We start from the raw sequence: 14,292 nt of genomic DNA on the forward strand, positions 1-14,292 counted from the left end.
AGTCAGTATGACGAACACAAGTGAATCTGTGCAAGGTGCGTTACTGTGGAAGCAGCGGAAGTGGTTAACACGCTGTGGCCAAAAGGCACGGGAGCAGGAAAGGAGTTACCCGATTACCCTTTCGTGATCGTTATGCTCCTCGCACTATAGCAGGCGTCTACCCTGACATTGCGTAACATACGGAACATGGTAAGCCTATATCGCTCCCTTTGGGAAAGCCTTCGCGGCCGATAGCGGTGTAGGTATAGGAGGTTGGAGAAAGCGAACGCTGCATTGTAACGATGCAGATACAGACAAATGTCTGGCACGAAAGTGAGCCCACTTCCAACTGGTCTCCCATTGCAAAAGAGTTTGAAGAACTTCATTCAAGGTGAAATGCAAATGATGATTTCAACTGAAATTAGTGCCTCTCCTGACAGTGCTCAATGGCAATCCATTAATTGGAGTGCCGTTGAAACAAGTGTATTGAAGCTTCAAATGCGTATTGCAAAGGCAACTAGAGAAGGTAAACGCGGTAAAGCGAAAGCATTACAGTGGATACTGACCCACTCTCGTTCAGCAAAACTTCTTGCTGTTAAACGAGTATCTCAAAATAAAGGCAGTAAAACGCCTGGAATAGATGGTGTCATCTGGAACACAGATGCACGCCGCATGAAAGCAGTTAATCAATTGAGTCGCAAGGCTTATCAAGCTAAACCACTCAAGCGTATCTATATTCCCAAGAAAAACGGCAAGCTCAGACCCCTTGGTATTCCCTGCATGATTGATAGAGCTCAACAAGCTCTTTACCTTCTAGCATTGGAACCGATATCTGAAACTCTCGCTGACCCAAATAGCTACGGCTTTCGCCCTAACAGAAGCACGGCAGATGCCATCGCCCAATGCTTCATATGTTTGAGCCACAAAAAGTCTAATCAATGGATCCTTGAGGGGGATATCAAAGCCTGTTTTGACAAAATAGGACATCAATGGCTTAAAGAGAATATTCCAGTAGATAAGCTAATGTTGGATCAATGGCTAAAATCTGGATTTATGGATAAAGGTTTGTTCTATAGAACTGATGAAGGTACACCCCAAGGCGGGATTATCTCTCCGACCCTGATGTTACTAACACTTGCAGGGCTTGAACAAATCATCAAATCCACTGCTCGCAAGAAGGGATGTAGAGTCAACTTTATTGGATACGCAGATGATTTTATAGTCACTGGCGCTTCGAAGGAAGTTCTGATGTATGAAATCAAACCGCTTATTGCTAGGTTTTTAGAAGAGAGGGGCTTAACACTATCTGAAGAGAAAACGCATGTCAGTCACATTAATAATGGGTTCGACTTTCTTGGTTTTAATCTAAGAAAGTACAACGGGAAACTACTCATCAAGCCGAGTAAATCCAATGTTCTATTATTTTTAAGTAACATGCGTGAACTCATTAAGAAGCATGAAACCATACCAGTTAATAACCTCATCAAAATGATGAATCCTAAACTGAGAGGTTGGGCGAACTATTATCGTCATTGTGTAGCCAAACAAACTTTCAACTATGTTCACAGCAGACTATTCCAGACGCTTTGGCGATGGGCTGTGAGACGCCACCCTACCAAAGGGAAGCGGTGGATCGCTCTCAAATATTTTATCAATCGCAAAGGTCAATGGCAGTTTCACGGTTGGCAGAAAATAGCGAACATTGATTGCCAGTTTAACCTTGTTCAAATTGCTCAAACGCCAATAAAAAGACATGTGAAGATCCGAAGTGCGGCTACGCCTTTCGACCCTCAATTCCAAGAGTATTTGGCTAAGAGGAAACCGAAGAAGCAAAGCCGCAACTCTTGGTACGATCCTGTTCTTACTGCTTTATAAGTTGCTGGGTATCCAACGATGCCTTTGTGGAGGCTTGAGCCGTATGCAGTGAAAGTTGCACGTACGGTTCTTAGGGAGACGGCACTTGGTAACAAGTGTCGTCCACCCGACGAGTGCTAGGTAGTCAGTATGATGAACATATGTGAACCTGCGTAAGGCGCGTTAATCTATGAACAGCGGAAGTGGTTAATACGCTGTAGCCAAAAGGCACGAGAGTCGGAAAGAGATTGCCCCATGCTCTTTCGTGATCATTGAACTCTCCGCACCATAGCGGGCATCTACCCTGACATTGCGCGACATACGGAACACGGTAAGCCGGTATCACTCCCTCTGGGAAAGCCTACATAGCCGATAGTAATGCAGGTATAGGAGGTCGGAGAAAGCAAAGGTTGCATTGTAACGATGCAGATACAGACTTCTGTCTGAACACGAAAGTGCGCCCACTTCCGACTGGTTTCCCGTTGCGAGAGAATTTGAAGAACTTCATTCAAGGAGAAACGCAAATGATGATTTCAAAAGAGATTAGTGCCTCTCCTGACAGCGCTCAATGGCAGTCAATCGACTGGAAATCCGTTGAGTCGCATGTATTAAAGCTTCAGATGCGTATCGCAAAGGCAACGAGAGAAGGTAAACACGGCAAGGCGAAAGCCTTGCAATGGTTACTAACGCACTCTCGTTCAGCAAAACTTCTTGCTGTTAAACGAGTGTCGCAAAACAAAGGCAGTAAAACGCCAGGAATAGACGGTGTCATCTGGAACACAGATGCACGCCGCATGAAAGCAGTCAATCAATTGAGCAGAAAGGCATACAGAGCCAAACCGCTCAAGCGTATTTACATCCCCAAAAAGAATGGCAAGCTTCGACCGCTGGGTATCCCGTGCCTGATTGACAGGGCGCAGCAAGCGCTCCACCTTCTTGCACTAGAGCCAGTGTCAGAAACACTTGCCGACCCTAACAGCTATGGGTTTAGATCAAACCGCAGCACTGCTGACGCAGTCGATCAGTGCTTCAAATGTTTGGCTCTAAAGAAATCAGCCCAATGGGTACTCGAGGGAGATATCAAAGCCTGTTTCGACAAGATCGGCCATCAATGGCTTCTTGATAATATCGCTGTAGACAAGCGAATGTTGGAACAATGGTTAAAGTCTGGTTTTATGGACAAAGGGCTGTTTTATCGCACCGACGAGGGAACACCACAAGGAGGGATCATATCTCCAACCTTGATGCTAATGACTCTCGCTGGGCTTGAACAACGCATAAAGTCTATTGCACTCAAAAAAGGTGCTAGAGCCAACTTTATTGGATACGCCGACGATTTCGTCGTCACTTGCGCTTCAAAGGAAGTGCTGGAGAACGATATCAAACCGTTGATCGCTGATTTCTTAGCGGAAAGAGGCCTAACACTATCCGAAGAGAAAACGCACATCACTCACATCAACGATGGCTTTGACTTTCTTGGTTTTAATCATAGGAAGTACAAAGGAAAACTGCTCATTAAGCCGAGCAAATCCAATACGTTGATGTTCTTAAGTAATCTGCGTGAACTCATCAAAAAGCACGTAACCCTTCCAGTAAATGATCTTATCAAACTGATAAATCCGAAACTCAGGGGATGGTCGAATTACTATCGACACTGCGTCGCGAAACAGGTATTCGGATATGTAGGCCACAAACTATTTCATGCGTTATGGCACTGGGCTAAAAGGCGTCATCCAACAAAATCTAAAACTTGGATCGCCCTTAAATACTTCATCAATCGAAAAGGCCAATGGCAATTTCACGGTTGGCAGAAGATCATGGATATGGATTGCCAGTTCAATCTCTTCCAAATCGCCAAAGTACCAATAGAAAGGCATGTGAAAATCCGAAGTGCGGCAACACCATTCGACCCTCAATACCTAGAATACTTGGCGAAGAGAAAGTCCAAAAGGCTAGCTCGCAACTCTTGGAACGATCCTGCTCTGACTGCTTTATAAGTTGCTGGGTATCAAACGATGCTTTAGTGGAGGCTTGAGCCTAGTGCAGTGAAAGTTGCACGCTGGGTTCTTAGGGAGACGGCACTTGGTAACAAGTGTCGTCCACCCGACAGAGGTGTAGTGGTTTAATGATCCCGGACACCATTTTAGGTGGTAAAGTTACCGCCTAGTTTTAGAGGTGTTCAATGACAAAACAACGTCGTACTTTTTCTGCTGAATTTAAACTTGAAGCTGCCAATCTGGTTCTGGACCAGGGCTATACCGTTTCTGAGGCTTCTCGCTCTCTGGATGTGAGTGAAAATGTCCTTCGTCGATGGGTTAATCAGTTAAAACAGGAGCGAGGTGGTCAAACGCCATCGAGTAAAGCGCTCACTCCAGAACAACAAAAAATTCAGGAGCTAGAAGCTCGTATTAACCGCCTTGAGCGGGAAAAGTCGATATTAAAAAAGGCTACAGCTCTTTTGATGGCGGACGAGATAGAACGTATTCGCTGATAGACCAGTTAAGAGAGCAAGAGCCAGTTGAATTGGTCTGCACCGTTTTCGGCATCTCACCCTCAAGCTATTATGAGTACCGACAACGCCACCGTGATATAGACGCTGAACGCGTTGAATTACACTGCGAGGTCAAACGACTTTTTACAGCGAGTCGAGGCTCCGCGGGAAGTCGCTCACTTATGATGTTGATGCGTGATAAAGGTTACAGTATCGGCCGATTTAAAGTTCGGCGGCTAATGAAAGAGGCCGGGCTTACCAGTAAACAACCCGGCGCACACAAATATAAACAGGCTGCTCATGAACGGCCAGATATCCCGAACCAACTGAACCGAGAGTTCGATGTTAGTGCGCCGAATCAGGTCTGGTGCGGAGACATCACCTACATCTGGGCGGGCTCAAAATGGTGTTATCTGGCTGTTGTTCTCGACCTATATACTCGATGTGTTGTGGGTTGGGCGTTATCTGAACATCCCGATGCAGCGCTGGTTGTGAGCGCATTGGACAGAGCTTATGAGCTACGAGGGAAACCCAAAGGTGTTCTCTTTCACTCAGATCAAGGTTCCCAATATGGCAGTCGGAGCTTTCGCCAACGGCTGTGGCGTTATCGAATAAGCCAAAGTATGAGCCGCAGGGGAAATTGCTGGGATACTGCCAATGGAACGCTTATTCCGAAGCCTGAAAACGGAATGGGTTCCGGCTATGGGGTATATGACAAAGGCCGAAGCATCGAGAGATATCAGCCATTACCTGATGGGCTATTACAACTGGGAACGGCCTCATAAATACAACGGAGGCATTCCACCGGCAAAAGCTGAGAATCAAACTAATTTACTGTCCGGAAATGGTTGACCACTATAAGGTGTGTTTGCTCGGAACAGGGGGAAGTGTGAACACCAGGGGACTTTGTCGTACTTAACTACCAAGGGACTTTGTCGCTATAACTAATTACCAAGGGAAATTGGCGGATCTACTTGATCAGTAATTCTCTGTGTACCTAACACGTATTCAGAAGTGACAAAGTCCCTCGGTAATCATACTAATACAGCTAATCAGTTTGGTATTAACCACAAGGCAGGACTCTTTTTGCTTTAACATTCCTATACACATCTCTTATTGGAAGTTCAGATTAGCGCTTGTCGAATGTCATCTTCTGCAGCGTCCGGTCTTTTTTGACGTAATGGTGATATAGTGCGGCCAGGGCATGACCGAAAATGAGTACCCAGACGACCCACGCCCCCAGGTTTTTATGTATAAAATCAATAGGCTTTTCAAATTCTTCAAATGTGATCCCGAGCCCTTCACGTATTAAAGCGGTGAACACTGAGGTATCTTCAAATTTTGCTATCTCAAACAAAAAGAAATATTCGGTATTTGCGCCTGTGCTAAGATACCCAGTGACAGGCATAATCACCATTATGGCATAGAGCGTATAATGACCGAGATGTGCCGCCAAATGAACTTAAGTGCCACAATCACTGCGATGGTAACGCCAATAGAAAGGTGTAATTGAAGTGCTGTCCAGTTTTCGGTTTTTTTCTTCTGTAAACCAATGGCGATAGTAAACAGTGCAATAAGAGCCAAGAAATAAAAGGGCTGTTAACCAGTGGAGCCACTTGGCAATTGAGCCGTAGTTTTGAGCTGTATTTTTGAGCGTCATTGTTACATTTTCTCCTGACGTTTGGCCGAAACTTTTCGAGAGAGAACATCTGCATAGAGTATAGGAGGGGCGGAAATTTAATACTGTTTATATAGGTAACAGAGTTACCGGGGAAATCTCCTGAGATTATGTCGATGTCAGCTTAACTGAAAGCTCGGTGAAGGTGCTGTAGCGTATTTCTTTAAAGTGTTAGTTCAAACGGTTTGTTTTAGAAGCTCCGTTTGAACTACAAAGAATAATTTCTTGGATGCGTAAAAAGGCTCAACTACTGTGTTGCTCGATTTTGGTGAATATGAATACACCTACAATCAAGCGCCTTGTTAATAATTATTACGGTATAGTCTTGGATGTCAACTGCGGGCACTTTGAGTCCATGTGCCTATGGCGAAATTTTTAACAGAGAGATGGTCAACAATGGTTAGCCTCGCTTCCTAGACAAGTCCAAGCTTATAAACTCAGACGAAATCGAAGTCCCCAGACAAAAATGCTTGAATTGTTCTGGTTTAAAGCGGGGTTGTGAATATACTGAACGTCAGGTGTAATGGCAAGATTCTGAGCAAGTTGCCATCGATAAAAAAGCTCAGTGGAATACTGAGTTTTAGATCCCACGCTAAACGGTTCACCTCGACTAATGCCGATACCAATCAGATCAGAGCGCTCTGTGAAATTCATAGCAAAACCGCCTGCGATCGACCTCTCCATCAGTGCTGCACCACCATCGGACCAGCCAATACGCACAAATGGCCCCCATCGATCATTACCAAAAAGCCACGAAGCAGTGAGTCCAATTCCCTTACTTTCTGGAACGTCCATTTTCGTTCGCTCGTCTGATCGCCACGCAGTCATATGTATATTGTCTATAAATGAGCTAGTTGCTCCCCGATTTGCCCAGCCAAATTCGATGGCCGTGAAAAATTCCCCCTCGTCTATTGAGTTCAATCCCGAGCTTGTCGTCGAGGAGTTGGCGTCCAGTACGGTGCCGAGTATATACAGTTTATCTGCAAGTCCTACCCATAACGCGGCACCTAAAGAACCATCAGCAGGGTAGGCTATTGTTGGCGTGTACATCAGGGAGAAATTCATGAAAGTTGCATAAGGGTCAGAGGTGAGCGTACCGTCGAGATAGGCGGTCGGGGCTAAGCGTCCTAGTCGTAATTCAACGGGTCGTTTGCCGAGAAACTGCTGTTTCCAATAGGTATCAGTGACACCTAACCCGAAATCTCCGTAACCGGTTCCGACAATGCCGACATATCCGAGTTCCCCCCCTAGTTGCTCTGGTGCAATACCTGAACCAATCCGATGCCTATGCTCTGCCTTAAAAACGATTGAGCCTGGGTGATCAGTCCCTTTTCCCAGGATGGTCCAATCTCCGAAGAACCGGAAGACACCACCTGCTGCCTGAGTTTCACCTAGGCTATCATCTGCCCACTGAGTAAGTAGCTGATAATCAGTACCAATCCGGAAGTCCCATTCGTCGGCCAGTTGCCTACGCCACTCAAGCCATGGTGTAATTACGTCGTCGAAATGGGGTAGTACAAATGCAGGTTCTTTGGCGCGGTCATTGTTCACTACGCTTTGCCTGATATCAGTTGGACCACCCAGTAAAACGTGTTTTTCATCAGCAATATTCGGAGCAAGTGTTGATGCCTGAACTACAGCAGACAAAGCCAATATCAGCGTACTCACACAGTATTTCGCCATTGTGTTAAATTCCACTCTGTTGACCCGTGACATACGCTGTAACGCGCCTTCCCTTGGCCCACCATATTAGGGTATTTACCGCAAATCCAGCGAGCACTACTCCCACTACTTCCGCCAAGATACGCTCATTAGCAATAAGATTGGCCTGTTCCAGCCCTTGTGATACCCAGCTATGAGACATGTAGGTCAGGAAGAAAAAGATGAAAGCAGCAGGATTCACATTCATGAGGGCCATACAAAGGAATGATAGTCCAACACCAAGCGCGAAGACTATGAGGTCATCGGTGACTAATTGAAATAGATAAAAGCCGAAGATGATGCCTAATATCGCACCGGTTGCCCTTTCAATACCTGCGGTCCATGTCTGCCGGGAACTCATGCCAATAACCATAAATGCTGCATTAGCAACCAAGGTGGGATCCGTTTCTAACCATAAACTGCCAATCCACAGGCCGATCACCATCGTGATCGCGAGTGTCAATGAATACCCGATAACAAAACCGGTATCAGGACCCTCTTTATCGGCAACAGATACTGCTGAGGGCTCTTTAGCTTGACGGCCAAACAGGCCTCCTAGTAGCGTAAGACTAATGACTACAGCTGTACCCACAACCAAGCTTATAACAGTTGCAGACGGGCCTGCTTCAAGGTCACTGAACAGCGGGACTAGTAGAAACCAATATATCGCACACCATCCCACCATAAAGCTTCGCGAGCCGTTAATCATTACCATAGTTCCTGCAAATGTTATCGTGAATATGATAATGAGGTGAACTACGAGGCTGCCATTGAAGAAATGATAAAAGAACGTAAGCAGTATGCCGAGGAGACCAAAGGCTAGCATACCGAGCACACGATCCTTACGAGAGCCCGGTACATCTGTGAGCCATACTAGAAGTGCACAGACACCGGCGGTGAACCAGGGAAAGTTCAGCCACCCACCTAGCACGTAAACAGCAATGACGCCAAGCACATATTTGATACCTGCAGGAGCATTAAAAGCGTCCCATTTGAAGTTAAAAAAGCGATTAGTGTCTTTGGAATGATTGCTATTCATCTTTACAAAACCACGCTACATCCATCCAGAAAATGGCTTACGGATTAATCCATTGTGAATCCAGTAGGCCATGGTGGTGAAGCCCCAAACCGGCCTTCTAACAGCATTTTGAATAGCATGGGCATGAGGTGGAAACTCAGAGCACTCCAGAACAATGGCACCGACATCAGGATTCTCAGCTACCATTTTTTTTGCAATATCGACAAGATCACGCTCTAGGTTAGCCAGATTTAGATGACCTGAAGTACTTAATATATTGACTGCCTCAGGCTCATTTTCGACCCCATAAATAACAACTCGATCAAGGTCAGTGACACCACAATATTCAAGAGCCGGAGCTTGTTTCAATTTTGAACCATCTGCAGTAAGTACACCTACTTTCTTATTTGGTCCCATACTCGCAAGTACACTCGGTATTTGCAGAAGGCTGGATCCGAAGAAAGGTACTTGGAGTTCAGCTGCAACTTGAGGTTGGTAATTACCAAAGAATCCGCAGTTGCCCATTACCGCTCTACAGCCGTAATGTTCGAGTTTTTTCGCCGCTTCGATACTACGCTTAATTATTTCAGGGTGTGGTTCAACGGAAACAACCCACATAGGATCGACTTCACCAAGTGACTCATAACGTACTGGGAAGTTAAATGTTGAAGCGTTATTGATATTTCCCGGCGCAAATCCGATATTCACTGTTAATTCAATGATACCCAAGCTGAAACCAGTGGCTCCACGATCTGGCCAAGACAATACATCTTTATCGGTATAGCCTGTCGAACAAGTGTAGAGGTCCGTATTCTGTCGGCTTTCCCACATATCTTTTGTATCACTCATACATCAATCTCCAGCTTGTTATGAAGACAAAGCAGCCATAAAATTATAGACAGGCCATAATCTCATGTAAGAAAACGAAGTAATTCGAGTCACAAACCTAAGACGCTAAGTATGCGCCCCATGATCCCACGGGCGCAATATTAATGTGAGAAGTTCCAGGGAAGAAGTGATTCAATATCTGGTTCAGGCTTGGCCATCTCTTTCATACACTGGACGAGGTAATCGTAAAGGATAAGATCATTGCCTTTACCTTGCAGCTTCTTGGCAAAAGTTAATAACTGGCACTAAGACCAGTTATTAACCATATCAAATATAACAATTACAGAGTGTTGCGATAAATAACACCATTTTTCATTACCACATTGATCGTGGTTATTTCTTTATATTCAGGGGCTGCGTCAAACCAAGCAGTATTACCACCAATAACTGATATATCTTCAAGTGGGTTACCATCTACTAATATAAGATCAGCTAATGCACCTTCTTCTACCACGCCCAACTTACCTTTGGCTGGATTACGAGGACCAGATAGTGCCAACATTTCTCCAGCAGTCGATGTTAATTGTTTAAGTACTTCAAAATTACTATCAAATACTTGTGTGCGCCACCAAATCTCATAGCGACGAGCACGCTCCGCATCAGAAAAACTGCCCACATAATCAGAGGCAAAAACAACTTTAACTTTGTTTTTAATTAATCGCTTACCAACATCTGCATATTGTTCGCCCAGAGCCTTCACCATCGGGATCTTGTCTGCAGGCATTAATGGGTTTTTGGCTAAGTCCGGCGAAATACCCCACATTTGCGGTACTACAAACCCGCCTTCGACGGCGATACGCTTCATGGTGTCATCACTAATAAAAAAAGCATGCTCAAAAGTTTTAACACCACAATCTATCAGTCGAGCGACCGAACGGTCATTAAACACATGAGCTGCCACATACGTGCCCCAGTCGGCAGCAGCTTCTACGATCACACACACTTCTTCTTTACTGAATTGAGTTGTGTCAATCGGGTCAAATCGGCTTGAACCTCCACCTCCGGCCATAATTTTAATTTGAGTGGCACCGTTTCGAAGATTCAAACGAGTAGCCGCCAACACTTCCGGAACACCGTTTGCAATGTTGCCAATACCGAAGCGTTCGAAGTTTGACAGATCGCCCGCATCATTTATTGAGAAGCCAGCATCTGCACGGTCTCGGAAGTCACCGTGTCCAGATGTTTGAGAGATAAAGCCTCCTGATGGATAGATACGAGGCCCCACTATCATGCCGTTGTCGATATTCCGCATCAAGCCAAATGCTGGGCCTCCCATGTCGCGTACAGAAGTGAAACCATCCATAAGAAAACGCTCGGCAACCACGGTTGCCCGATAACTGATATCAGTTAAATCCATGTTCTTTTCAACAGTATCGAAGTGGGCATTGATCATTATATGCGCATGGCCATCAATTAAGCCTGGCATTAATGTTTTACCTTGCCCTTTTACCACCAGCGTATCTTTGTCGATGCTCAGCGACTTGCCAATTTTATTGATTTTGTTTCCAATAACTAGCACGTCTTGTGCTTCGTACAATTTGTCCGTTTTACCATCAAATACTTTGACATCTTGGAACAATACTTTATTTACCTTTTTTTCTTCTGCACAGAGTGTTGTACTTATGAGTACACCGATTGTATACAGTGCGACAACACAGGTCTTTAAGTGTATCTTAAACATATACATACCTTTGATTTATATCGATTTACCTACAAGTTAAACTTGGCGCGGAGGCCAAAAACCCATGTAGAGCTTTCTGAACTCAGTGCTGGTTTTTTGATGTATTGAATATCCGGCGTAAGTGCAAAACTTGGACTGAGCTGATATTGATAGAACAGTTCGGCTGTGTATTGGTCGTTGAGTTCGGGAACAAGTGTCTCTTCATTAGGCTTGCCATAATTTACGGCCATACCCAATTGGTTGTTTTCACCCCACAAGCCAAACTTGCCCACACCTAGGCTTACCGATTGTTCCAGCAAGCTGCCTATTCCGTCTGTGTAACCTCCACGAACAAATGGCATCCAGCCATCGTTCAACATACGCGACAATGAGAAGGTGAAGCCCATACTGCTATCTGGGTTACCTTGAATTTCACTTGCGTCTGAATACCAAATCGTTACATGGTTGTTGTCGAGATAAATGCGGTCTTGGCTCGGTGTAAAACCTAGCTCAAATGTATAGAGGTATTGGTTATCATTGAAAAATGAATCAAGTCCTTCGAAAGGATCATCTGCTTGCGCATTGGTGTCTGCGAGACCTGCCACGGCATACCAATTGTCATTCAGCAAGACGCCATAAGCTATACCTAATGCAGCATCGCTCGGCAGGGGCATGGCTGCAGAACCTGTACTAAACGCTAAGTTCAAAAATCCATTCCAAGGGCTAGCTAGTGCATATGTATCGATATAATCGGTCACATCCAGAAACCCCATCATTAGACTAGATGAACCGTTTTCAAAGGCTTGCTTCCAGAATAAATTAGTAAGGCGGAGATCTTCATCATTATAGGCAGGGGCAATGAGACCAACGTAACCTAACTGACCTATTCCAAATGATTTTGGAGAGATGTCGCTATATTTATGACGATGTTCGAGTTTCCAAATTACGGAGCCAGCATTAGCTTGGTCTGGATTTAATAGTTGCCAATTACCGAAAAAACGAAAAACACCGCTGCTTGCAAAATCTTCTCCCTCTTCAGAAGCATCCGTTGCGTAAAGGCCAAGCGCATAGTAATCAATACCTAATGATAAATTACTTTCTTCCTGGAGTTCAGTTAACCACTGTTCAATACGTTCATAGTGATTTTCGTCGGCCAAGGAATTTTCTACGGAACTGGGCGCACCAAAACGGTATACTATCGCTTCATCAGCAATAGCATTAGCACTTAGCATTCCCAAAAACACAGCAGTAAAAATATATGGGAATCCACATCTTTTTGTTCTAACAACGTTTTTTCGCCCCATGACTAATTATACCTATACACATTGATTGAATAACAAATCAAGTATTTGAACTTGAAAGCTAACAACAGAAAATGCATATAAGAACTTTAGTCGCTTTTGGCTAATTTCAGAGTTTTTTATCTTAAGCCCGATTGAAGATAATAATTGCGATTCTCATGGTAAGGTGTAGAAGAGGAAGCCAACTGCAGGAAGTGGTACGCTCTTCTCTTGTATCATGCTCAAAAAAGACATTAGAAAATGGGCTTTTCTCCGCTTGCATGAGTTGGTATATACAAAAAAATCATGATTAACACTTTGATTTACAATGTCTCTTTACCTTGTAAGTCAGTAAGATACCTTGCCATCATTATCTTCCACGCTCTTTAGCTTTAGTGGCCAATGTGTAGAGTCTTGTTCAGTAGAGGAAGACTCTCAGTCTGTATTAGTTCGGTGCCGTCGAGATAGGCGGTTTCAATGGACATGGGGCAACCCTATCAACCGGTAGTCAGGAAAACATTGCCCAATGCAGACATTGTCTTCGACCGATTTCATGTGATGCAGAATTACTGTCTATTAATCTAAAAAGAGAGAGCTATAGCTTTTAATAACGGCTCTCCTAAAGTACTAAGTGTGCGATGTAGTCATTGCGTCCGTTTGGGACGGGAAGCTCATAGTTTCCTGCACCAAACAAGCCAGACGACTTGTTCATGGCTGTAGATAACGACGAAAGGAATGATAGATACTAATAAATAGGGCTAAAACTGTGCTAGCATGACCACCAATTATGCGTATTGGGAATAATTGAGGCAACTCATGGATCAGCTAAGTGCAATGCGAGCGTTTGTTCGGGTAGTGCAAACCGGTAGTTTTTCTGCAACAGGCCGGGAGATGAATACTACTCAGACCACGATCAGCAAGAAGGTAGCGGCGTTGGAGAAAAAGCTCGGCGTTAAGCTGTTAACCCGCAGCAGCCGGGACCATGCATTGACGCCTGTCGGCGCCGAGTACTATGAACAATGCGTGGCTATTTTAAGCGAGTTAGATGAAGCTGAGGCCAGGGCGCGTTCGGAGGTGGCTTCACCACAGGGCGTTATCCGGATTGCGGCCCCGGTTGCGTTCGGCCGTTTGGTGATAGCTCCGCTAATAGCTGAATTTTTTGCCCTCTATCCGGAAATCAAAGTGGACTTAGCCCTGAGTGACAGGCATGTGGATCTGATCAGTGAGGGGGTCGATGTGGCAATTCGGGCGAGGAAATTGGAAGATTCGTCCCTGATAGCTAGGCACCTGTTTGATAACCCTATGATGGTTCTGGCCTCACCTGATTACCTGGCCCAGCATGGTGAACCCAGGGAGCCTGCGGATCTGAAACGGCATAATTGCCTGGTGTTTTCGATGCTCAAATCGATTAACGTATGGCATTTTAGCCGGGAGGGAAAGGAGTTTTCGGTACCGGTCAACGGCAACTTTCAAAGCGATAACGGTGATGTGCTAATGGAAGTGGCGCTAGCCGGAATAGGACTCGTCCAGCTGCCAATTTGGATGGTTAGCGAACACCTAAAATCAGGCAGGCTAAAGCAGGTAATGGCTGACTTTTCGGGACAGACCTTACCATTTAATGCAATTTACCCGCAAAATCGCTATGTGCCGCTTAAGGTTCGTTGTTTCGTTGATTTTATGAAACAGAAATTGTCTGAAAGCGCATTATATAAGTAGGTATATGAATTTATAGCCTGTAACAGC

At 44.9% G+C, this 14,292-nt stretch carries 10 protein-coding genes and 2 pseudogenes; 5 read left to right on the forward strand and 7 right to left on the reverse strand.

Annotated features, from left to right (window positions below; all coding sequences use genetic code 11):
* Positions 1-381: 381 nt before the first annotated feature.
* The 3 genes and pseudogenes from ltrA (AC51G0_RS28615) (at position 382) to AC51G0_RS28625 (ending at position 5,176) form a co-directional block, all read left to right on the forward strand.
* On the forward strand, positions 382-1,854 hold the full coding sequence (ltrA, locus tag AC51G0_RS28615) for a group II intron reverse transcriptase/maturase (protein WP_496302926.1): 1,473 nt from the start codon (positions 382-384) through the stop codon (positions 1,852-1,854).
* 503 nt (positions 1,855-2,357) lie between these two features.
* Entirely contained in the window at positions 2,358-3,830 is a 1,473-nt protein-coding gene (gene ltrA, locus AC51G0_RS28620; RefSeq protein ID WP_496302927.1) for a group II intron reverse transcriptase/maturase, read from the forward strand.
* Positions 3,831-4,015: 185 nt separating this feature from the next.
* Positions 4,016-5,176, forward strand: a pseudogene (locus tag AC51G0_RS28625) (IS3 family transposase).
* 277 nt (positions 5,177-5,453) lie between these two features.
* On the opposite strand, the gene AC51G0_RS28630 reads toward AC51G0_RS28625, so the two are convergent.
* From AC51G0_RS28630 to AC51G0_RS28660, 7 genes are all read right to left on the reverse strand, one after another.
* Positions 5,454-5,732 carry a cytochrome b gene (locus AC51G0_RS28630; protein ID WP_496302928.1) on the reverse strand — a complete coding sequence of 93 codons (279 nt, stop codon included), beginning with the start codon at positions 5,730-5,732 and terminating at the stop codon, positions 5,454-5,456.
* Between the two features lie 54 nt (positions 5,733-5,786).
* Entirely contained in the window at positions 5,787-5,984 is a 198-nt protein-coding gene (locus tag AC51G0_RS28635) for a cytochrome b (RefSeq protein ID WP_496302929.1), read from the reverse strand.
* 447 nt (positions 5,985-6,431) lie between these two features.
* Complete coding sequence (locus AC51G0_RS28640; RefSeq protein ID WP_496302930.1) at positions 6,432-7,700, reverse strand: carbohydrate porin; 1,269 nt, start codon at positions 7,698-7,700, stop codon at positions 6,432-6,434.
* Entirely contained in the window at positions 7,690-8,742 is a 1,053-nt protein-coding gene (locus AC51G0_RS28645; RefSeq protein WP_496302931.1) for an FUSC family protein, read from the reverse strand. Before AC51G0_RS28645 ends, AC51G0_RS28640 begins: the two co-directional genes overlap by 11 nt.
* 15 nt (positions 8,743-8,757) lie before the next feature.
* Complete coding sequence (locus AC51G0_RS28650) at positions 8,758-9,570, reverse strand: aspartate/glutamate racemase family protein (RefSeq protein WP_496302932.1); 813 nt, start codon at positions 9,568-9,570, stop codon at positions 8,758-8,760.
* Positions 9,571-9,889: 319 nt separating this feature from the next.
* Positions 9,890-11,290: a metal-dependent hydrolase family protein gene (locus AC51G0_RS28655; RefSeq protein ID WP_496302933.1), complete on the reverse strand. Its 1,401-nt coding sequence runs from the start codon at positions 11,288-11,290 to the stop codon at positions 9,890-9,892.
* Positions 11,291-11,319: 29 nt separating this feature from the next.
* The gene (locus AC51G0_RS28660; protein ID WP_496302934.1) at positions 11,320-12,573 is read right to left on the reverse strand and encodes a carbohydrate porin; all 1,254 of its coding nucleotides are present in this window, start codon (positions 12,571-12,573) and stop codon (positions 11,320-11,322) included.
* Between the two features lie 444 nt (positions 12,574-13,017).
* Between AC51G0_RS28660 and AC51G0_RS28665 the strand changes: the two are divergent.
* Together AC51G0_RS28665 and AC51G0_RS28670 are read left to right on the forward strand one after the other, a co-directional pair.
* Positions 13,018-13,131: pseudogene (locus AC51G0_RS28665) on the forward strand (transposase); the annotation flags it as partial.
* Positions 13,132-13,365: 234 nt separating this feature from the next.
* Complete coding sequence (locus AC51G0_RS28670) at positions 13,366-14,265, forward strand: LysR family transcriptional regulator (protein ID WP_496302935.1); 900 nt, start codon at positions 13,366-13,368, stop codon at positions 14,263-14,265.
* Positions 14,266-14,292 lie beyond the last annotated feature (27 nt).

Source organism: Photobacterium sp. HL06 (assembly GCF_059552575.1).

Bases quoted from the DNA above. Each gene is read 5' to 3' on its own strand.
- ltrA (WP_496302926.1), top strand. From the start codon at position 382: ATGATGATTTCAACTGAAATTAGTGCCTCTCCTGACAGTGCTCAATGG.
- ltrA (WP_496302927.1), top strand. From the start codon at position 2,358: ATGATGATTTCAAAAGAGATTAGTGCCTCTCCTGACAGCGCTCAATGG.
- AC51G0_RS28630 (WP_496302928.1), bottom strand. From the start codon at position 5,732: ATGCCTGTCACTGGGTATCTTAGCACAGGCGCAAATACCGAATATTTC.
- AC51G0_RS28635 (WP_496302929.1), bottom strand. From the start codon at position 5,984: ATGACGCTCAAAAATACAGCTCAAAACTACGGCTCAATTGCCAAGTGG.
- AC51G0_RS28645 (WP_496302931.1), bottom strand. From the start codon at position 8,742: ATGAATAGCAATCATTCCAAAGACACTAATCGCTTTTTTAACTTCAAA.
- AC51G0_RS28650 (WP_496302932.1), bottom strand. From the start codon at position 9,570: ATGAGTGATACAAAAGATATGTGGGAAAGCCGACAGAATACGGACCTC.
- AC51G0_RS28655 (WP_496302933.1), bottom strand. From the start codon at position 11,290: ATGTTTAAGATACACTTAAAGACCTGTGTTGTCGCACTGTATACAATC.
- AC51G0_RS28660 (WP_496302934.1), bottom strand. From the start codon at position 12,573: ATGGGGCGAAAAAACGTTGTTAGAACAAAAAGATGTGGATTCCCATAT.
- AC51G0_RS28670 (WP_496302935.1), top strand. From the start codon at position 13,366: ATGGATCAGCTAAGTGCAATGCGAGCGTTTGTTCGGGTAGTGCAAACC.